Below are 20,648 nucleotides of genomic sequence, written 5' to 3'. Positions count from 1 at the left end.
CTTGACACGGAGAACGCCATGCAGGTCGTATCCATCATTTCAACCAAAGGTGGGGTCGGCAAGACTACCACCGCTGCGAACCTCGGCGGTCTCGCTGCGGACGCCGGACTGCGCGTGCTGCTGCTCGACCTCGATGTGCAGCCCACCTTGTCCTCATACTATGAGCTGGCTCACCGCGCGCCGGGCGGTATCTATGAATTGCTGGCCTTCAACGAGCGCGACCTCGACCAGCTTGTGTCCCGCACGATCATCGCGGGCCTGGACTTGGTGCTCTCCAACGACCACCGAGGCGAACTGAACACTTTGCTGCTGCACGCGCCGGACGGGCGCTTGCGGCTGCGGCATCTGCTTCCGGCGCTCAATCCCCTCTACGACCTGGTGCTGATCGACACCCAGGGCGCGCGCTCGGTGCTGCTGGAGATGGCGGTGCTGGCCTCCGACCTCGCACTGTCACCCGTGACCCCGGAAATTCTCGCCGCCCGCGAGCTGCGGCGCGGCACCATGCAGTTGCTGGAGGACATTGCACCGTACCGGCAGCTGGGCATCGCGCCGCCGCCGCTGCATCTGCTCATCAACCGCGTCCATCCGGTGTCCGCCAACGCCCGCCTGATCCAGCAGGCGCTGCGCGATCTGTTCCAGGACCATGCTGACATCCGTGTGTTGGCTACCGACGTGCCGGCCATTGAGGCTTATCCGCGTGCTGCTACGCGCGGCCTGCCGGTGCATCGGGTCGAGTACCGCCAGCCAGTGGGCAGAGTCGCTCCCGCCGCGCTCGCCACCATGCGCGATCTTGCCGGCGAATTGCTCCCGCAGTGGCAGGATCGATTTGCCGCAGTGTCCGGCCGTCCGCCACAGCCTCTTGATACCAGGAGGCCCCATGGCCAACGCACATGAACTGGCCCGAGGTCACAGCCGGCTGCGCGCCCTGATCGAGTTCGCCGTGGGCGAAGGCTGGCACGTCAAGCGCACGGCGGGCGGTCACCTCAAGTTCACCAAGTCAGGCTGCGCCGCGATCTACACCAGTTCGACGGCCAGCGATCACCGGGCAGCCCTCAACGCCCGTGCGCAGATCCGTCGCGCCGAGCGCGAGACCCGATCCCAAGCGCAGGGGGGCGGCCATGACTGAGATCACTTCCCAGCAGATGGCCGGCAAACTGCTTGCGTCCGGGTTCGAGCGCAGCGGCCCGTCAGCAACGACCTTGAGCGACCCGATCGCCGACACGCCCATGGTCGTGACGCTCGACCAATTGCGCCCCTACGACCACGACCCGCGCAAGAAGCGCAATCCGGTGTACGAGGAAATCAAGGCATCCATCCGCGAGCGTGGTCTGGACGCGGCTCCGGCCATCACCCGGCGGCCCGGCGACGATCACTACATCATCCGTAATGGCGGCAACACGCGACTGGCAATCCTGCGCGAACTCTGGTCGGAGACCAAGGACGAACGATTTTTTCGGGTCTCATGCCTGTTCCGCCCGTGGCCCGAGCGTGGCGAGATCGTCGCGCTCACCGGGCATCTTGCGGAAAACGAACTGCGCGGTGGCCTCACCTTCATCGAGCGGGCTTTGGGCGTCGAGAAAGCGCGCGAATTCTACGAACTGGAAAGCGGCTCCACCCTGAGCCAGTCCGAGCTGGCCCGCCGCCTGGCCGCCGACGGATACCCCGTGCAGCAGTCGCACATCAGCCGGATGGCCGACGCAGTACGCTACCTGCTGCCCGCAATCCCGACCGTGCTCTACGCCGGCCTGGGGCGTCACCAGGTCGAGCGGTTGTCGGTCATGCGCAAGGCCTGCGAGCGCACCTGGGCGCATTACGCCAAAGGCCGCTCACTGGTTCAGGACTTCGACGAGTTCTTTCAGGAAGTGCTGTCGCAATTCGATGTCCAGGCCGACGAGTTCTCTGCGCAGCGCATACAGGACGAGCTGATCGGCCAGATGACCGAATTGCTGGGTGTTGATTACGACGTGCTCGCTCTGGACATGACCGAATCCGAGAGCCGCCAGCGCGCCTTGGTCAGCGAGCCGACGCCGCCCTCGACGCCGCCTGCCCTGCCAGAGCCAGAGGCCATTGCGCGCCCACCTGCCGATACTGCGCCACCTGCTGCGAGGCCGACGGCAACTCCCTCGACGGGCGAGAGCGACGCGGAAGCCAGTCATTCGGACGCGGTCAGCCCGGCGACAGATGGCGACCGGCTTCAGGAGCACATCGTCTCGCCGGCGCCGACAACGGAACGGCTTGAGTCCATCCAGCGCATGGTCGCCGACCAGTTGGGCGATGCACTGCCGCACGACTTCTCGGCGAATGTCTTGCAGTCCATCCCGGTGCAGGCTGGTGGGCTCTATCCGATCTCGGATGTCTGGTACATCGCCCCCGGCCTGGACACACCCGAGCACCTGCGCATCCACGTCGCGCAGTTTGCCCGCGAGATTGCGGGCGAGGCACACCTGGGCGAGTGCATCGATGACCGTCCAGAAGGCATCGGCTTCGCCTGCCGTGCCCATACCTCAAGCCTGGCGCCAAAGGGCCGTGCCGTCCATGCGCTGTTGGCTTGCCTGGCCGGTCAGCAGCCCGCCGACGTCGGTCTGGACAACGGGCAACTCGTCATCGACCTGCCGGCGCTGCTGCACGGCCAGGGCGACGTAACCCGACGATTGAGCGACACCGCGCTGGTCAAGCTGTTCCGCCTGCTGCGACTGGCCCGCCGCCTGCTCGATCTCGAAGCCGGCGCTGCGGACTCTGGAACCTAAGCGAGGGAGGCCAGCATGTCCACAGCACACCCGCTCAACCAGGCTGTCATCGCCCAGGCCCTCTATGACCTGCGCAATGGGCAACTGCGCCGCTGCAAACTGATGGGGTTTGGCGAGGCAGAGCTGGACGCCCTCAAGCATCCTGCGCTGATCAGCGTGCTGGCCAACGCCAACGTCTCCTGGTGCTCAGTGACGGTCAACCGCGAAGTGCTGCGGCGGCTGCTCCAGCAGGCGCAGGACGTGGAGAAGGAAATCGCCACGGTCGATCGCATGCTCAGGCTGGGCGCGAGCACGGAGATGGTCAGCAAGTTCTATGGCTTGACGCATCAGGAAGTAGCGCTTCGCCGTGAAATCCTCGGTCTGCCCAAGCGCAAGGGCCGGCACCCCGTGCTGGACGAGGAGCAGGACACGGAGCTGTGGCGGCAATGGAAGGCCGTGACCAACAGCAGAACCGTCGATCTCGAAGATGACACTTCCATCCTCGATGCCGCCATGGACTTGGCCGAAGGAATGTCGCTGCCTCTGTCGGTGGTCTGGGCCTCGATCAAGAGCTGGGTCGATCAGGGATTGGCGTGAGTCATGGCCGTGGACGACACCGCACCACGAGCCCTACGCCAAGGCCCCATCGCACTGGCAGAACTGTTCGATGCTGCGCTGAAAGACCTTGCGCCCAAGCCCGCCCCCAGCGCACCTGCGTCTACACCTGCACAGTCGCCCACGCCCACCTCCGGCGATGCTTTCCTGTTCAGTGGCAACCGGCACGAGACGGTGCCACGCAAGTTGTTCCTCGACCGCCGCCTGACGCCGCTGGAACGAAACGCCTGGCAAGTGTTCCGACTGATGCTCAACGACGATGGCGTGACCGCATTTCCCACCTACGAGCAGTTGCGCCCCTGGCTAGCGTCCATGCCCTGCGCAGGCCAGGCCTCGCATGAAACCGTGGCACGGGCGCTGACACTGATGCGCCTGACCCGCTGGCTGAGCCTGGTTCGGCGACGGCGCGACCCCAAGACCGGCCGCATCCTCGGCAATCTGTACGTGCTGCACGACGAACCCCTGACACCGTTCGAGGCCATGCAGCTCGACCCGGACTACCTGCAACTCGTCAGCCAGGCGCTCGGCCATTCTGCCAAGGCCGTGCAGATCGTGGGCCTGCACACGCTCAAGGAAATCGGCGAAGACCCATTACTGGCCGGACGCACCCTCCCGTCACGGTTGCAGGTGATGGCCGAACGTCTCGCCAACCAGAACCCCACGGCCTGCGAAAGTTATCCACAGGAAGACGCCATTCACGATTCCGAAGAAGGGGCTCCGAGCCTTCTTCGGAATCGTGAACGACCCGCTACGGATTCCGAAGCAGGGCTGAAACCCGCGCCAGACGTCTCTCTTCGGAATCCGAAGCAGGCCCGTACAGTACGTAGTAGTTGTATTAATGAAATACGTACTACTGCGCAGGCGCGCGCGCTGGGCGATCTGCAATGGCCCAAGCGCTTTGCACAACTGAAGGCGGAACAGCAGGCGGGTGCCAAGGTGGCATTGCAGCAAGTTGATCCCTCGCTGAGGCAGGACGTGCTGGACGAATGGGCCGCGCGTTGTAGCAACCCCGGCATCCGCAATCCCGCAGGGTATCTGTTCGGCATCATCCAGCGGGCCATCCACGGTGAGTTCAATGCCTGGGCAAAGAAAGACCCGCCACCGGCACCCACTCAACCAAACGAACGGCCACCACCCGCACCGCCGACCCAAACGCAGGGTAAGCCGGTGCCACCAGAAGTCGCCAGGCAGCACATCGAGCGGCTGCGAAATCTGCTCGCCAGCAAGTGAGCAGGCCGGCAAGGCGGTGAAGTGGACGCCCATGGATGCCAGTAGAGCTATCCCCTGGGGATAGTTCCACCGTTGGGGCGGATGCCGTGCAGTCGCAGGCCTCGCCTCGAACATCTGCCGCAGCATCGGCCTTGTCCGTCCTGATCCTGACGTGCAGCGTTCGCTGGCGCTCCTTGGAGCTATCCCCTGGGGATAGCTCGCGCCGCAGGCGGCCACCACGCGCTGAACCGGGGTCTGGCAGGTTTCGGTTTGTTGACTGACGGCCTTCCGCTTCCTGCCGAAGCTGACCGCTCCTTTCCCCACAACGAGCGGACACCATGGCAACCAATGAATCTCTGCAACTGAATCTCGGCTCCCTGCGCAGCGCGATGTCGCTGACGCTTCACACCCACCACGCTTCGCGCATCTGGCATGGCCGTGCCGCCGCCGAGGGGCGACCGGGCATCGTCGGCCTGAACGGCTACATCGCCCAAATGAACAAGATGCGGCGCGGTTCGGAGCAGGACGACCCGTACTCGGATTGGTGGATGCTGCGCATCGAGGTCAAGCTCGACCAGACCAAGACCACGCTGCAAGCGCTGCGCGAGCAGGTGGATCAGGCGCTGGCAAGCGTACCGCCGGCACTCAGCCTGGGCGAGAACCTCAACGTGCAACCCGTCAAGTTGCCGCTGTTCGTCAATGCGCAGCTCGGCTTTGCCGCCGTCTATCTGCTGGCCGACTACGACGACATCGCCCGCAAACTGATCCTCGCCCATCACACGGCGCTCATCGACCGCAGCACCTTGGAGCGCTGGCTCAACGAGGGCGCCCATGCACTGCGCAGCCTGTTCTCGCTGGCCCAGCAATACCGCTATTCGGGCTGTACGCGCGACGACTTCGTGTCAAAGAACGCCGCAGCACGGGCGGCGCTGGAGAAATTCGGCGAACTGCCGCAGGACGTGCTGGAAGGCACGCACCGCTCGAAGTTCGCGCCGCCCATCGTGCGCCGTGGCCTGCAACAGCGTGTCGAGAGTCCTGCTGCAGCGCCTGCCCCCAACGACGAGGCCGCCACCGGCGCGGTGCCCGAGGTCGGCGTCGGCGAGATCAAGGGCGAGCAGGCATGAGCGATCCGAACCGCGAACCCCGCTACTTCCAGGGCCTGCAACAGGCTGCCTTCGTGAAGCTGGAACACGCGGCCTCTCTAAAAGGCCTTTTAAAGCCTTTTAAGGGTAAGGGGGATCTTGAGGCCTGGGCCAGCCAGTGCTTCGCCATGCGCGACGAGTTGATTGGCTTGGCTCAGCGGCAGGTGCTGCAACAGGCAGTCGGGCATCCCTTCCACCTGCTGCCCGTGGAGTTGGCCCAACAAACCACTGGCGCAGGAACGGCGTTTTTGCGCTGGCGCAAGCACGACCGCTCAGCCATGGGCGTAGCCCTGTGGCAGGAATTGATGGCGAGCACCGGCACGCCGGTCAACTTACTGGCCGAGCTGCACGCGATCGAGCTTCAGCGCATCACGCTGAACATGCAGATCAGCCTGTTGCACACCCTGGGCAGGCAGGCCCAGGAATGCGCCAGCAAGGCGGCTGTGGCGGAAGACGCCTACCTGCGCCGGCTCAAGTCCATCCCACCTGGAATGCGTGATCGGTGATGGCACCGGACACCCCAGCACACACCCGACGCCGACGCGGCACGGGTATTTCAACCACCATGGAGATTGCAACATGAGCACGCACTTTTGGGGCGAAGGCAACATTGGCTCCCCGCCCGAATACCGGGAGTTCCCCAACGGCAACGACGAGCCGCGGCGCTTGCTGCGGCTGAACGTGTATTTCGACAACCCCGTTCCCACCAAAGGCGGCGACTTCGAGGATCGCGGCGGCTTCTGGGCGCCCGTGGAAATCTGGCACCGCGACGCCGCGCACTGGAAAAGCCTCTACCAGAAAGGCATGCGCATCCTGGTCGTCGGCCGCATGGAGCGCGAGCCCTGGACGGACAACGAAGATCAGCCGCGCGAAACCTGGCAGATCAACGCGCGCAGCGTCGGCATCCTGCCGTTTCGCATCGAGTCCGTGACCCTCAGCCCGAAGCCGCAGGATGCGGAGGCAAAGCCCCAGGCCGCCCAGGAACCGGCTGCGCCAAAAGAGCCGCGGCGTAGGAAGTGACCCGGCATGGGTCGGCCACTGTTCGCCGCTCCATGCACCCGCGAGCTATCCCCAGGGGATAGCTCCATCTACGTCCACCGGATTCCACGTGCTCCCGAAAATCGCGGCTCCCGGCCCGCACACCCCGGCTGCATACCATCTCCGCCCCAGCCATTCCATCCCGTGAAAGTGGTCGCCACCGCTTGCGACTTGTTTGCTGTTGCCCCTGGTGGGGACCGGCATCCTCGATTCCAGCAACTCAATGAACCACGGAAATCGGATGGACGGATATGCGGCTGTTCTTGTGCGAGAAGCCCTCCCAGGGCAAGGATATTGGTCGGATTCTCGGCGCGACACAGCGCGGTGAAGGCTGCCTCAACGGCTCCGGCGTCACGATTACCTGGTGCATCGGCCATCTCGTAGAAGCGGCAGCACCCGAGGTCTATGACGCGGCGCTCAAGCGCTGGTCGCTGGAGCAGTTGCCCATCATTCCCCAGCAGTGGCGGGTCGAGGTCAAACCCAAGACCGCCACGCAATTCAAGGTCGTCAAGGCGCTTCTGGCGAAGGCGACCCATCTCGTCATCGCCACCGATGCCGACCGCGAGGGCGAGCTGATCGCCCGCGAGATCATCGACCTGTGCGGCTACCGTGGCCCCATCGAGCGCTTGTGGCTGTCGGCGCTCAACGATGCGTCGATCCGCACTGCGCTCGGCAAGCTGCGACCATCATCCGATACGCTGCCGATGTACTACTCGGCGCTGGCGCGTTCGCGGGCAGACTGGCTCGTCGGCATGAACCTCAGCCGTCTGTTCACGCTGCTCGGGCGGCAGGCGGGCTACGACGGCGTGCTGTCGGTCGGACGTGTCCAGACCCCGACCCTGAAGCTGGTCGTTGATCGCGACCGCGAAATCGCGGCTTTCAAGTCGGCGCCGTTCTGGGCCATCGACGTGTCTTTGTCCACAGAGGGTCAGGCTTTCTCCGCGCAGTGGGTTGCGCCCGACGGCTGCACCGACGACGCCGGTCGTTGCCTGCAACAGCCGGTCGCCCAGCAGGCGGCGCAGCAGATTCGCGCTGCGGGCAGCGCCCAGGTGGTGTCGGTCGAGACCGAGCGCGTGCGCGAAGGCCCGCCCCTGCTGTTCGACCTGGGGACGCTTCAGGAGGTCTGTTCCAGGCAGCTCGGGCTGGACGTACAGGAGACATTGCAGATAGCCCAGGCCCTGTACGAGACGCACAAGGCCACAACCTACCCGCGCTCGGACTCCGGCTACCTGCCCGAAAGCATGTTCGCCGAGGTGCCCACCGTCCTGGACAGCCTGCTCAAGACCGACCCGTCGCTGCGCCCGATCATGGGTCAGCTCGACCGCACCCAGCGTTCGCGTGCATGGAACGACGGCAAGGTCACAGCGCACCACGGCATCATCCCGACGCTCGAACCGGCGAATCTTTCCGTCATGAGCGAGAAGGAACGGGCCGTGTACCGGCTAATCCGGGCGCATTACCTGGCCCAGTTCCTCCCTCACCACGAGTTCGACCGCACCGTGGCCGAGCTTTCCTGCGGCCAGCAGAAGCTGGTGGCTACGGGCAAGCAGGTCGTCGTCAAGGGCTGGCGCCTGGTGCTGGACGAGCCCGAACGTGAAGGCAGCGCTGATGAGGACGCCGACGCCTCTGCACGCAGCCAGGTGCTACCCGCGTTGCGCGAAGCGATGGCATGTCAGATCGCTGGGGCCGACATCAAGGCACTCAAAACGATGCCACCCAAGCCCTATACGCAGGGCGAACTGGTCAAGGCGATGAAGGGTGTTGCGCGTTTCGTGACCGACCCGCGCCTGAAGCAGAAGCTGAAGGACACGACGGGCATCGGCACCGAGGCGACGCGGGCCAACATCATCAGCGGGTTGATCACTCGCGGCTACATCGTGAAAAAGGGACGCTCCATCCGTGCATCGGATGCGGCGTTCACGCTGATCGATGCCGTGCCTGCGGCGATTGCTGACCCCGGCACCACCGCCGTGTGGGAACAGGCACTCGACATGATCGAGGCTGGTCAGCTCACGCTGGACGTGTTCATTGGCAAGCAGGCCGCCTGGATTTCGCAGTTGATCGCGCAGTACGGCAGCATGTCCCTGTCCATCAAGCTTGCCCATGGACCAGCATGCCCGCAGTGCGGCGCATCGACGCGCCAACGCACCGGCAAGAGCGGTCCATTCTGGTCGTGCAGTCGCTACCCCGACTGCAAAGGCACGCTGCCGGTCGAATCTGGTCCGCCCAAGCGTGGCGCTTCGCGCTCGCGTAGCAGCGGCCGCAAAGGCGCCTAACCGACTCCGTTTCCCGTGGGCCGCACCCTGTTTCAAAGGCGTGGCCCGTGTCCCGCACGCCCCTGCGGGTCGCCCAGCGCGCAACGCCTTCTTGTCCGTGTGCGCGTCCCGTCGAGCCGTCCCCGGCTGCGGGACCTGAAGGTAGTTTTTCCGCGAACCGCCTCCCGCGTGTTCTGCTGGTCTGTGTTTCTCCCGCCCACTGCGAAGTGGTCCCCCGATGGCTTGCCTGGCAGCGCGAGCCACCCGGAGACCCTTTGTGGTCAGCGGTATTCAGTGCCGGTGCCCACCGGCGCAAAAACGGGCTCCCTTTGTGCGCGGATGTGCGCCAGACGATGCCGGCCCCAGCCACGACATGGGCCGGGTGTGATTGCTGATGAGCAGACGGTTCGAGCGACGACCGGGCCTGCAACAGCCCACGGGTGGTTATTTCCTCCCGAGCCGAAGGTCAGCGAGCCTTCGGCTCCTTTGTCTCGTCGATCAACGTTCCGATCCAAGGGCCGGCCACAGCAACAGGAAACCGACGCATGCAACAACCGGAGAAAGTACGAGCCGCGTTCGAGCGCGACCTTGGCAACAAGGTGCTGTTCATCAAGGACGGCAAGCTGCTGTTTATCGATGGCATCAACCTCAAGGCCATCGCCGACCGTAAGGCGTATTTCGCTTCGCTGCGTGCGCGGCAAACGCAACCCGTTGTGGTCCTGGCCGAACTGGGACAGGACGAGGCATTCGCCCTGTGGAAGCAGTATGTCCTGGGCGACAAGACCGAGTGAGCCAACGCACCCACGCCCCCCCTGACAGCCCGCACTCGATGCGGGTTTTCTGTCTCCGCGCCATCAATCCGGGCTGGGCCGATTGCCGTTTTCCAACTGACGCAGCGAGGCTCCCGGACGAAGCTGCCCGCATGTTCGCTGATTCGTCAGCACATGCCAGCAGCCATGGGTTCCAGGCTGCCGTGGGTTCTTCCCGCGTAACCCGCCAGTCCGTATCGCATCAAGTCTGCGGACGCGCGTCCCCGTGACGCCGATGCTTTTTATCCACCACGTGCGGGAGCTGCCATCCCGTGAGGGACAAGGCCTCGCTTTTCCAAGGAGCCTACCCATGTCCCACAAAGCCTCTTTCGGCCAGTTGGCCTTGACCTATTGCGGCAAGTTCCTGCCGCTCGAAGTCCTGCAAAGCGCCGCCGGCCACTACATCGGCACGCGCGATACCGAAGGTCCCGTTTCGCGGGAATCGCACGAGTACTTCCGCAGCCATGCGGCGGCTCAACGTGCCCTCGAAAGAGGCGGCTGGTCCCAGCTCGCCATTCCCTGATCCAACTGGAGGAATCACGCCATGAATCAACTGCTGCCGCAGGAAGTCGTCGATCAGATCATGCGGGAAGAGCAGCATTTCGCTGCCGCGCCCCAAGCCTTCTTCGAGGCATGGAAGCGTGGTGCCGAGATCGCTGGCCCCGAATGGTTCGGCGACGGCACCCGTGAAGGTCTGAACCAGGCCAAGAGCAAGTGGGATCTGCGTCCCAACATGCTGCTGCTCAATGATGCCCTCGGCGTCCTGAGCAGCGGCGAACGCATGTTCCTGTCCGCCATGGTCAGCTTCTACAACGCGCGCGAGGGCGGTGCCATGCTCAAGCGCTGCCACTTCGACGGGCTGTCGGACTTCGACGGCCTCGATCTGCAACGCCGCAAGGTCATCGCCGACTTGATGGTGAACTACAGCGGCTGGTGAGCCCGTTTCGGGCACACCCCCGTCTTTTCGTTCCCCACGAGGGACATGCGTCCACACGGCCATGTCCCTCGATTTCCTTTCCGTAGCCCAGCGTAAAGCGGCTGAATCAAAGCCAACGATCAGCGCCGACTGACGCATTTTCCCTTTTCAACCCACTGGGTCCAATTCCCGGTGGCGGGAATTGGCTCCATTATTCAATCTGGAGCGTTCCCATGTCTCAGAATCCCAATCCCTTTGTTCGCGGCTACTGGAACTTGAAAATCGTCCGCACGCTGTCCATCAGCTACGAGGACGGAAGCCCGCATGTCTGGCGAAATATCCACCCGAGCCAGCAACATCTTTCCGACCAGGAACTGATTTCATCTTCCTGCATCGTCACCAGCGATTTCGCGGTGGTCACGAACGGCTCTGAACCTATAAGCGCCGAGGTGCTGGCCGAATGCGATGCCGATGAGGGCGTTAACGGCGAAGGCGTGATCGGTGCCGTGGTCTATGCCATTCATGGCGAGGACTTCGACGATCGCCTGATCCACGTCGGTGACAGCTATTCGGTCGAGGCCGCGCGGGAAATCGTGCAGCGCCTGAGTTTCGAGACCGGCTACTACAGCCGCTGCTGGGAAATCAGCAGCGCGCACATCAGCCAGGAAACCGGCCAGTACCTCGCCAATCTGGCGGACCTCGCCACGCCGGAGGCCTTTTTGTTCATCGCCTTTCGGGTTCCGTACAGCCCGGCGATCGGCGTCAAGCTGATCTCAACGCCCTGGACGGACCAGAACCTGGAGCACGCCGATGGCATCACCGCCGAGCAGCTTCGGCAGGAGCACCGCAGCAAGGGCATGCCAGACGACCTGGCGAACATCCTGGAACTGGCTGGCCAGGCCGATGTGCGCATCCTCATCCTCGACGCCGACGCGCCCGTGTTGCCGGGCTTGCCGCTGGCCGAGTCCTAGCAAACACACCACGAGCCCACCTTCCTCTTTGCCCTCCATGCCAGCCCGTCTCCTTTCTAGGAGCCGGGCTGGTCCAATTTCATAGGAGCACTTTATGTTCCCCGACCTCATCTCGCCCGCACGCGACTTCGAGCATCAGCTTGGAGCCTGCGTCAACGCCATGGGCCAGGACGACGCCATCGGCCAGATCCTGGTATTCGAGCGCTTGAGTGGCACGCTGCACATGCGCCATATCGCCAGCGCCGATCTGGCCGACACCGACATTGACGACTACGAAATGGTCGTTTTCGACGGTGGCAACACCGGCGGCGACACGTGGAAGCACGTGTTCTTTCCACGTCAGCGCGAACACTACTTCGTGTACCAAGCCTGACCACCCAGCCCCTTTCGAGGGGCCTTTTCTTGTCCCGGCGCAGGAAAGCGGGTGCGGCGCGGTGCGGTTTGCTGAGCGCAGGCCGCTCACTCAAGGGCCATCCTTACCCCATGTTCGTCGGCGTTGCCGACACATGCCCAGGCAGCCAAGACCTTCAAGGCTGCAAGCGCGGGAAACCGTGCTGGTTGTTTCTTCCTACGGACGCATCGCGCCCATTCACCCACAAGGGACCTCTCCCTTGCGGGCGGGAATCCCTTGTTCTTCCTCAAGGAGATTCACATGGATCGCTCTCTCATCAAGACCCTGATGCCTTCGCTGGTCGCAGGCCATGTGCCGCGCAACGTGCGATCGTTCAAGTACCGCGTGTTCGATGATCAACCACAGTCCTCGACACTGGGCTTCGTCATTGATCCCCAGCCCTTCGACGGCAAGGTGGTAGCAGCCAGCAAAGACGCCATCGTCGTCAAGCTCAAGCCCAGCGAGTTCGCGGTACTCGATCCCAACCTGGTGACCACCGTTCCCAGCGAGGGCACCAAGGTGCATGTCCAACCCTATGCCCGTCGCCGTTTCGACGGCCTGCGTGCGGACACGCCAGAAGAGCGCACCGAGATGATGTCCGACGGCACTCCCTACACCGTCAAGACACACATCCTCGGCTCCGCGCCGGCCAAGCTGCCCATTCCCGAGCCGCAGTGCATGGAACTGGGTCAGCTCATCGAGCAGTTGGAGGAAATGCCGGCGCCCGACAGGTTCCGGCGCATCACCCACATGCTGGTCGATGCGGGCGCCCACGACTTCACCTGGGTCGATCCGAAGCCGTCCAGGATCATCGAAACGCCCCCGGCGATCAGTTTCACGGTTTCGACCGCGAAGTTCGCCGGCCAGGTGACGATCCTCTACCAGCGCGGCAGCGATACCTATGCGGTGGAGCTGCGCCGCGACGGCGAGTTGGTCGATCGGCACGACGAGGTGTACTTCGACATGCTCGGCGAAGTGCTGGAGCGGCTCATCGACGACGGACGCTGGCGTCTGATCGATGTGAGCGTGATCGGCGCGGAGACGTCCCGACGGCGCCGCGCTGTACCTGCGTGACACCACGAAAAAAACCAGGCGACATGCCCCCACAGGCTCTCCCTCCATTCGGAAGGAGGGCCTTTTTTCTGCCTGGGAGATTCATCAAAGGGAATCGCCCGGATGCCGATTGATGGCTGCCTCGCGCGCGAGGCGAGGCCATGCTGAGCCCATGCCTGCTGACGTTGTCAGCGACATGCCAGGCAACCATCGGTCTTCGAGGTTGCGGCGCAGCTCCCACTGCGTGACCGAGCCAGCTCGCACCGCATCCATCCGCGAGCGGCCACCAGTCTCTGGTGGTGGATGCTTTCGCCTTATCAACCCATCGCGGGGTTACGCACCTTTCCCCGCAGCGTGGGACTGGCGTGTCTCCGCTTCATCCCTATGGAGATTCACCATGAGCACCACGTCCAACGAGAAATCGTATTTCGACCTCCACACCTCGGGCATCGGTTACATCCAGCGTGTCCGTGAAGTGCCTGTTCGGGGCGGCCGCCGTGCGCAGCCTTTTCTGGCATGCACCATCGCCGCGCTGGTCGGTTCCGCAAAGGACCCCAGCTATCGCTATTTCGATGTCAAGGTCTCGGGTGCCGAGGCCAAGAAGCTGGTCGAGCGCTGCATCGGCGTTGACGATCCCAAGCAGCGCCCGCTGGTGCGCTTTCGCCTCGGCGACCTGTGGGGCGATGCGTACATCCGCGACAAGGGCGAGCAGAAAGGCCAAGCCGCCGCGTCCCTCAAGGCGCGACTGCTCAAGGCCGAGCCACTTGACCGAGCCGAACTGGCTTCGATCAGGCATCACGAGCTGATCACCCGCGGCATCGGCTACCTCAGCCGTCCGAAGGACGTCACGCCCAAAGATGGCGACCCGTTCCTCTCTTGCACCGTCGCCGCGCTGGCCGGGCCTGTCGATGAACCGGAGTATCGGTACTTCGACACCATCGTTACCACCCCTGAAGCCGAGCATCTGGTTCGCCGGTGCGTGCAGGCCATCGAAGGGGACTGCAAGGTGCTGATCGCCTTCCGTCTCAACGACATGAAGATCGATCCGTACATCCGCACCAAGGGTGAACGCGCTGGGGAACCGGCCGCAAGCCTGGAATCGACGCTGATCCACATCGGCCTGATCAAGATCGACGGCACCAAGGTCTATCCGACGAGCCCCGCGCAAGCCGAGACGCCGCCAGCCCAGGACGCATCCGCGTCCGAAGCCGAGGACGCCGGCCCCGCTGCCGATCAGCCTGCCGAGCCCGCCGAGCGCGAGCCCGAAGGTGAAGTCGAGAAGCAGGAGCCGGCATTGGCTGATTCGTTCTGATCGGCAAGGCCCTCGCGGGCCTTGTCGTTTTCCCAATCGCTAAGGAGAACCATCATGGCAGCCACATCGGCATCCGATAAATCGGTTTCGCCCATTGTCGTCCCCGGCCAACTCACGCTGCGCACCATTCGCGGCAAGAACGGCCCCTTCACCGTCGGTCGCCTCGCCACGCACCTCGGTACGTTCGAGGTCAAGGACCCGGAGCTGGAGCAATACCCCGAAGGCAAGTACGACGGGGAGTTCATCATCAGGTACATCTTCCCGAAGTCCTACCCGGTCGGTGGTGGCATGCGTTTCGAAATCCGCGCCAGTCTGGACGGAATGACGCTCTACGACATCGACAAACTGAGCCGTGACGAGGCACGCAGCTTCGCCACTCAGGACCTCGATCCACTTGATGAAGAGCTGGGCGAACAGCCTGCGGTAACGCCGGCCAAACCAGCCAAACCAGCCAAAACGTCCAGGCCCGCCAAGCCCGCACCTGTGCAGGCATCCGCAGACCCGCTGGTCGATACCACCCCCTTTGGTGTGGATGCGCCGACGCCCGCTACGGCGACTGCCTCCGGCAGTACCGAAGAGGGCGATGCCGCGCTGTTCGGCCTGCTGTGGCCGCTGGATGAGTCCGTGAAACTGGATTCGACCATCGACCGCCGCACCCTGCGCGCGCAGATCGCTCGCTTGAGCGAACTGGGTTATGCGCTGGACTTCAAGACGCAAGAGTGGAGCCGCCAGGCCGAACTGCAACCCGCGTAGTACGGAACGCTGCATCTGCGGTGTTCCTCACCCACCCGCCGGGGGCCTTCCCCTCGGGGGAAGCCTCCGGCTTCATTTCTCCCGGAGGCCTCTCATGGGCTGGTATTTCTCCCCCCAATCGCGGTCTGAACTGATCGCGGAACTGATCACACCGCAAGAGACCGAGCGCACCAGCGTGAAGGTCATCGCCCACGCACTGCGTGGCAACGTCCTCTGGTCTGTTACGCAAGTGACGGCCAAAGCCGACGGCGTACATCGTGATCTCGCGCCAGGTCAGTCCCTGCGCTATATCCGCTGCGATCTGCTGCAACGCAGCGGCGGCCAGTGGGGCTACAAGCCGCTGGACGAATCCATGCACCCGTACTACTACTCGTGCCCGCTGTCCTATCTGGATCTCGCACCGGAGCAATCCGCCGACTGGCGTGCAGGCGTTCGCGCCTACCACGCGCAGAGGCGCATACCCAAAGCAGCCCCGGCTACGACGCTGACGGCCTGAGCCAGGGCGTTTGCCCTACCACCCCAAGGGGCAGCACTTGCCCCAGCGGCGCTGCTGTTCCCGCTTATCCGAGGACACCACTATGCCCGCAAACCCTTCTTCCACCACGCTGTATCGCATCGACGAATGCCCGGACGTGATGGCCGACGCTTGCGTCGGCGATGACCAGGGCAATCTGATCTTCCTGTCGATCTGGGCGCGGGACACCGCCGTCCAGCAGTTCCTTGCTCGCCTGACCCTCGGGCGTGACGAGCAAGGCCTGGAGCAGTTCCACGTCATCACCGACCAGGGCGGCAGCGTCCCGGTGTTCGTCGGCAACGTCGATCGCCTGGAAAAGCGCATGACCCGCGCCTACCGGCGAACGCTGTTCGGTTCGCTGTCCAACGTGTGGCTGTTCGATCGGCGCTGCGTCAAGCCCGACAAGGCCAACGCCAGCGCACTGGCATTGCTGCCCCGCGATAGCGACCACCGGCTTGACCGCCTGTGGACGTTGGTGCAGGACACCTGCCCACTGCCATTGCTCGACCACTGGCGCGAAACCGTGCTGGAACTGCTGCAAAGCCGCGAGATGCTGACCCGCCTGCCGTTCGCCCTCGGGCCTTTGGTGGGCCATCGGCTCGCCATCGACGTGCCGGCGCTGACCCAGGCGCTCGGCTCGCTGATCCGCAGTGACGTGCTCACCGCCTATCCCTATCCGGCCAAGATTTGGACGCCGGAAACGGTAGCGGCTTGACCCACCTGCGCAGGCACGCCAAGGCGTGCCTGCGCCAATCATCCCCGCCAACCAGGAGACTTCCATGGCTCTCATGTTCCCGCGGCTCGCCCGCAATTTCGTGAAAAACGGGTACTTCCCGACCGACGAACCCACGCTCGAAAGAGCGCTCAACGCATTGATGCCCAGTAACTCTGAATCCAATGGGCCGATGTGCATCCTCGATCCCTGCGCCGGCGAAGGCGTGGCAATCGCTGAAGCGGCTCATGCCCTGGGGCGCGAGCATGCCAAGGCGTTCGCCGTCGAGTTCGACGCAGAGCGGGCGCGCCATGCCCGTGGTCTGGTCGATCACTGTCTGCACGCGGACCTGATGGACACGATGATCTCCAAGCAGTCCTTCGGTCTGCTCTGGCTCAATCCGCCGTATGGCGACCTGTCCAAGGACGTCAACGGCAACATTGGCTATCAAGGTCAGGGCCGAGCCCGCCTCGAAAAGCTGTTCTACCAGCGCACGCTGCCCCTGTTGCAGTACGGCGGCGTGCTGGTCTTCATCGTCCCCGGCTACGTGCTCGATGCCGAGCTGGTCGGCTGGCTGACACGCCACTACACCGACCTGCGGATCTATCGAGCGGTGGAAACGCAGTTTAAGCAGGTGGTGATCTTCGGGCGACGGGTGCGTCAGCGTGAGCAGACACCCGATGCCGTCAAGGCCGTGCGCAGTCTGTTGCTGCAGATTGGGCTTGGCGAAATCGAAGCCGAGGAGCTGCCGAGCGAATGGCCGTTCCTGCCGTACATCGTCCCCGCCAGCCCGGCGGAGCCGGGGCATTTCTTCCGCGTGACGATGGAGCCGGAGCAGTTCGCCGATGAGGTTGGCAGACTGCAAGGCCTCTGGCCGTCGCGGGATACGCAGTTGGGGGCCGCGCAGCAGACGCTACGTCCACCGGCGCGGGCCTTGTCCCACTGGCATCTCGCCCTGGCTCTGGCCGCAGGCGCGATCTCGGGAGTCGTGCAATCCAAGACGGGGCGCGTGCTCGTCGTCAAAGGTGACACCCACAAGGACAAGACGCTCCAGCGGGAATTCACCGAGCGCGAAGACGGCTCGATCGCCGAGACGCGCATCCTCACCGACAAGTTTGTTCCCGTCATCCGCGCGTGGGACATGACGCCTGATTCCCCGACACGGGGCGAGGTGTTGACCATTCGCTGATTGTTTTTCACCGCCGACGGTTCGCCGTCGATTTTTCCACCTACCGGGGTCCAGTCGCCCCGATGGGGTGCCGTGGCCCCTCCATATCCAGGAGCCTTCCATGGCAGCCCAAGCACTTTCCATCAGCCAAACACCGAGCCTGCGCTTCTCGCCAGGCCAGGTGGTCATGACCTGCGGCGTCGATGACCTGGTCCGACAGGGCCGGCTCAACCCGACTCCCTACCTGCGTCGCCACCTCGGCGGCGATTGGGGCGACCTCGACGACAGCGACAGGCGGCAGAACGATGCCGCGCTGAAGTCCGGCGAGGATCGTCTGTTTTCTTCTTACGAGGTCACACCCGGCCTGAAGATTTGGATCATCACCGAATGGGATCGCAGCGTCACCACGCTGTTGCTGCCCAACGAGTACTGACCGCGAGTTGTCACCGCAGGCCAAGGAGTGCCTGTACTGTCCAACCACCGACGGTTCGCCGTCTCTCTTCCCACCACGGGGCATGTCATCGCCCCGCTGGGGTGGTGCATGCCCCATTCTTTTTATGGAGCATCACCATGCCCGTTGATCTCGACACCACCGCCAGCAATGCAGCGCCCGTACCGGGCGAACTGCTCGAAGCGGAATCATCCCCTCTGACCCTGAGCCTTCAGGATTTTGTCGGCGAGTTCGGCGACGAACTGCTTGATTCTCTCAACCGCGCCAACCCGCCGGTCTATACCGGCCAAGCGCAAGCACAGCGGCAACTCGTCGTTGCCAGCCTCAAGCGCAAGCTGTTCCAGGCCCAGGCCGACGTTGTCCATGCTGCCGCCGAGCTGCTGGTCGATCAAGGCGAACGCGCTGCGATCGTCAATGGCGAAATGGGCTGCGGCAAAACGACCGTCGGCATCGCCACGGCCGCGGTGCTCAACGCCGAAGGCTACCGCCGCACGCTGGTACTTTCGCCTCCCCACCTGGTCTACAAGTGGCGGCGCGAGATCCAGGAGACGGTGGCCGGCGCCAAGGTCTGGGTGCTCAATGGCCCGGATACGCTGGTCAAGCTCATCAAGCTGCGCGAGCAGTTGGGTGTGCAGCCCACGGGCCAGGAGTTTTTCGTCCTGGGGCGCGTGCGGATGCGGATGGGGTTCCACTGGAAGCCGGTCTTCACCCAGCGGCGCACCCGCCACGGCGACGTGGCAGCATGCCCGAACTGCGGCACGGTCATTACGGACCTCGACGGCGAACCGGTCAACCCGATCTCGCTCGAAGCCGAGGAGTCCCGCAGGAAGTGCAGCCACTGCGCCGCGCCCCTGTGGACGCTGATCCGCCCGCGTAGTCTGTCCGGCAGTGACCAGTCCTCTGTCGTCCTCAAAGCCTTGAAGCGCATCCCGACCATCGGGGAAGTCACCGCGCAGAAGTTGATGCAGAAGTTTGGTGACGGCTTCCTGGCCTCGATGCTGGGTGACAACATCCACGAGTTCATCAACCTGATGGACGGCAATGGCGAGCTGGTGTTTTCCGACCGTCAGGCCACGCGCATGGAACGTGCGATGGCCAACATGGAGTTTGGCTTTGGCGAGGGCGGCTACCAACCGTCCGAGTTCATCAAACGCTACCTGCCGCAAGGCACGTTCGACCTGCTCATCGCCGACGAGGCGCACGAGTACAAGAACGGTGGCAGTGCCCAGGGCCAGGCCATGGGCGTGCTGGCGGCGAAGGCTCGCAAGACCTTGCTGCTGACCGGCACGCTGATGGGCGGCTACGGCGATGATCTGTTCTACCTGCTGTTCCGGGCACTGCCAGGGCGGATGATCGAAGACGGCTACCGCCCGACCACGAGCGGCAGCATGACCTCGGCTGCGATGGCGTTCATGCGCGATCACGGCGTCCTCAAGGACATCTACTCCGAGAGCGCCGGCACGGCGCACAAGACGGCCAAGGGCACCAAGGTATCGGTGCGCACGGTCAAGGCTCCCGGCTTCGGCCCGAAAGGGGTCTTGCGTTGCATCCTGCCGTTCACCATATTTCTCAAGCTCAAGGACATCGGTGGCAACGTCCTGCCACCGTATGACGAGGAGTTTCGTGAAGTCCAGATGGACGTGGCGCAAGCTGCGGCCTACCGCGATTTGGCGGGTCGGCTGACCGCAGAGCTGAAACAGGCTCTGGCGCGACGCGATACGACCTTGCTGGGGGTGGTGCTCAACGTGCTGCTGGCCTGGCCGGATTGCTGCTTCCGGTCGGAGACCGTGGTGCATCCACGCACGCGCAACACCTTGGCGTTTGTCCCGGCTCAGTTCAATGAGTTCGAGATCAGCCCCAAGGAGCGTGAGCTGATCGAGATCTGCAGGCAGGAGAAGACACAGGGCCGCAAGGTTCTGGCCTACACGGTCTATACCGGCACGCGCGATACCACGTCGCGCCTGAAGGGGCTGCTGGAGCAGGAAGGCTTCAAGGTGGCGGTGCTGCGCGCAAGCGTGGATGCCAGCCGCAGAGAAGACTGGATCGCCGAGCAACTGGACCGTGGCATCGACGTGCTCGTCACCAATCCCGAGCTGGTCAAGACGGGGCTGGACCTGCTGGAGTTCCCGACGATTGTGTTCATGCAAAGTGGCTACAACGTGTACTCGCTCCAACAGGCAGCACGCCGCTCCTGGCGCATCGGGCAGAAGCAACCCGTGCGCGTGATCTACCTCGGCTATGCCGGTTCCTCGCAGATGACCTGCCTGGAACTGATGGCCAAGAAGATCATGGTCTCGCAGTCCACCTCGGGCGATGTGCCCGAATCGGGGCTGGATGTCCTGAACCAGGACGGTGATTCCGTCGAAGTGGCGCTGGCCCGGCAATTGGTCACCGCCTGATTTCCACGCCACAAGCCGGCCTAGCGCCGCCGGCTTTCTGTTCTTCCCACCTTGCAGCCCCGTCCGCGTTCTTCGTGGGCGGGGCTGCGTTTTTCTCTCATTCCAAAGTGTTCCCGTGAAGGCCGAGCGCTTGCCCAAGGCAGCAAACCGGGCACCACCCAGTTCGCATTCCTGGCTGACCGCACGGCATCGCGCCGCCAATGTATCGGCATCG

The 20,648-nt window shown here is 63.9% G+C and carries 22 protein-coding genes; all 22 read left to right on the top strand.

Annotated features, from left to right (window positions below):
* Positions 1-18 precede the first annotated feature (18 nt).
* The 22 genes from ACVWSC_RS06125 (at position 19) to ACVWSC_RS06020 (ending at position 20,434) form a co-directional block, all read left to right on the top strand.
* On the top strand, positions 19-894 hold the full coding sequence (locus tag ACVWSC_RS06125) for a ParA family protein (RefSeq protein WP_003158605.1): 876 nt from the start codon (positions 19-21) through the stop codon (positions 892-894).
* Positions 878-1,126, top strand: coding sequence for a hypothetical protein (locus tag ACVWSC_RS06120; protein WP_003158606.1), 249 nt, complete (start codon positions 878-880; stop codon positions 1,124-1,126). Before ACVWSC_RS06125 ends, ACVWSC_RS06120 begins: the two co-directional genes overlap by 17 nt.
* Positions 1,119-2,747: a ParB family protein gene (locus tag ACVWSC_RS06115; protein WP_003158607.1), complete on the top strand. Its 1,629-nt coding sequence runs from the start codon at positions 1,119-1,121 to the stop codon at positions 2,745-2,747. Before ACVWSC_RS06120 ends, ACVWSC_RS06115 begins: the two co-directional genes overlap by 8 nt.
* Positions 2,748-2,762: 15 nt before the next feature.
* The gene (locus ACVWSC_RS06110) at positions 2,763-3,323 is read left to right on the top strand and encodes a DUF2857 domain-containing protein (protein WP_003158608.1); all 561 of its coding nucleotides are present in this window, start codon (positions 2,763-2,765) and stop codon (positions 3,321-3,323) included.
* A gap of 3 nt (positions 3,324-3,326) precedes the next feature.
* Positions 3,327-4,571 (top strand): STY4528 family pathogenicity island replication protein, encoded by a 1,245-nt coding sequence (locus ACVWSC_RS06105; RefSeq protein ID WP_003158609.1) that lies wholly within the window; start codon positions 3,327-3,329, stop codon positions 4,569-4,571.
* A 317-nt stretch (positions 4,572-4,888) separates the two neighbouring features.
* Positions 4,889-5,674, top strand: coding sequence for a PFL_4669 family integrating conjugative element protein (locus tag ACVWSC_RS06100; RefSeq protein ID WP_003158610.1), 786 nt, complete (start codon positions 4,889-4,891; stop codon positions 5,672-5,674).
* Entirely contained in the window at positions 5,671-6,198 is a 528-nt protein-coding gene (locus tag ACVWSC_RS06095) for a DUF3158 family protein (protein WP_003158611.1), read from the top strand. Before ACVWSC_RS06100 ends, ACVWSC_RS06095 begins: the two co-directional genes overlap by 4 nt.
* 73 nt (positions 6,199-6,271) lie before the next feature.
* Positions 6,272-6,712 carry a single-stranded DNA-binding protein gene (locus tag ACVWSC_RS06090; RefSeq protein WP_003158612.1) on the top strand — a complete coding sequence of 147 codons (441 nt, stop codon included), beginning with the start codon at positions 6,272-6,274 and terminating at the stop codon, positions 6,710-6,712.
* A gap of 269 nt (positions 6,713-6,981) precedes the next feature.
* Positions 6,982-9,006: a DNA topoisomerase III gene (locus ACVWSC_RS06085; RefSeq protein WP_003158613.1), complete on the top strand. Its 2,025-nt coding sequence runs from the start codon at positions 6,982-6,984 to the stop codon at positions 9,004-9,006.
* A 524-nt stretch (positions 9,007-9,530) separates the two neighbouring features.
* The gene (locus tag ACVWSC_RS06080) at positions 9,531-9,776 is read left to right on the top strand and encodes a hypothetical protein (protein ID WP_476461723.1); all 246 of its coding nucleotides are present in this window, start codon (positions 9,531-9,533) and stop codon (positions 9,774-9,776) included.
* A gap of 328 nt (positions 9,777-10,104) precedes the next feature.
* Positions 10,105-10,317 carry a hypothetical protein gene (locus ACVWSC_RS06075; RefSeq protein WP_003158617.1) on the top strand — a complete coding sequence of 71 codons (213 nt, stop codon included), beginning with the start codon at positions 10,105-10,107 and terminating at the stop codon, positions 10,315-10,317.
* Between the two features lie 21 nt (positions 10,318-10,338).
* Entirely contained in the window at positions 10,339-10,731 is a 393-nt protein-coding gene (locus ACVWSC_RS06070; protein WP_003158618.1) for a hypothetical protein, read from the top strand.
* Between the two features lie 212 nt (positions 10,732-10,943).
* Positions 10,944-11,681, top strand: coding sequence for a DUF5983 family protein (locus tag ACVWSC_RS06065; RefSeq protein WP_003158619.1), 738 nt, complete (start codon positions 10,944-10,946; stop codon positions 11,679-11,681).
* 94 nt (positions 11,682-11,775) lie between these two features.
* Positions 11,776-12,054, top strand: coding sequence for a hypothetical protein (locus ACVWSC_RS06060; RefSeq protein WP_003158620.1), 279 nt, complete (start codon positions 11,776-11,778; stop codon positions 12,052-12,054).
* A 279-nt stretch (positions 12,055-12,333) separates the two neighbouring features.
* Positions 12,334-13,146, top strand: a complete 813-nt coding sequence (locus ACVWSC_RS06055) for a hypothetical protein (RefSeq protein ID WP_003158621.1) — start codon at positions 12,334-12,336, stop codon at positions 13,144-13,146.
* A 376-nt stretch (positions 13,147-13,522) separates the two neighbouring features.
* On the top strand, positions 13,523-14,437 hold the full coding sequence (locus ACVWSC_RS06050) for a DUF3577 domain-containing protein (protein ID WP_003158622.1): 915 nt from the start codon (positions 13,523-13,525) through the stop codon (positions 14,435-14,437).
* Between the two features lie 54 nt (positions 14,438-14,491).
* A complete protein-coding gene (locus ACVWSC_RS06045; RefSeq protein ID WP_003158623.1) occupies positions 14,492-15,190 on the top strand; it encodes a DUF3275 family protein in 699 nt (232 codons plus the stop codon).
* Between the two features lie 94 nt (positions 15,191-15,284).
* Positions 15,285-15,686, top strand: coding sequence for a hypothetical protein (locus ACVWSC_RS06040; RefSeq protein WP_003158624.1), 402 nt, complete (start codon positions 15,285-15,287; stop codon positions 15,684-15,686).
* A gap of 82 nt (positions 15,687-15,768) precedes the next feature.
* Positions 15,769-16,419, top strand: a complete 651-nt coding sequence (locus ACVWSC_RS06035) for a hypothetical protein (RefSeq protein WP_003158625.1) — start codon at positions 15,769-15,771, stop codon at positions 16,417-16,419.
* A gap of 64 nt (positions 16,420-16,483) precedes the next feature.
* Positions 16,484-17,605, top strand: a complete 1,122-nt coding sequence (locus ACVWSC_RS06030; RefSeq protein ID WP_003158626.1) for a DUF6094 domain-containing protein — start codon at positions 16,484-16,486, stop codon at positions 17,603-17,605.
* Positions 17,606-17,771: 166 nt separating this feature from the next.
* On the top strand, positions 17,772-18,017 hold the full coding sequence (locus ACVWSC_RS06025) for a plasmid related protein (protein WP_425311439.1): 246 nt from the start codon (positions 17,772-17,774) through the stop codon (positions 18,015-18,017).
* 137 nt (positions 18,018-18,154) lie between these two features.
* A complete protein-coding gene (locus ACVWSC_RS06020; protein WP_003158628.1) occupies positions 18,155-20,434 on the top strand; it encodes a helicase-related protein in 2,280 nt (759 codons plus the stop codon).
* Positions 20,435-20,648 lie beyond the last annotated feature (214 nt).

The organism is Pseudomonas sp. NUPR-002 (assembly GCF_056322725.1).
The sequence above is the reverse complement of the archived record's forward strand: the minus strand, read 5'-3'. Positions and strand labels throughout refer to the sequence as shown.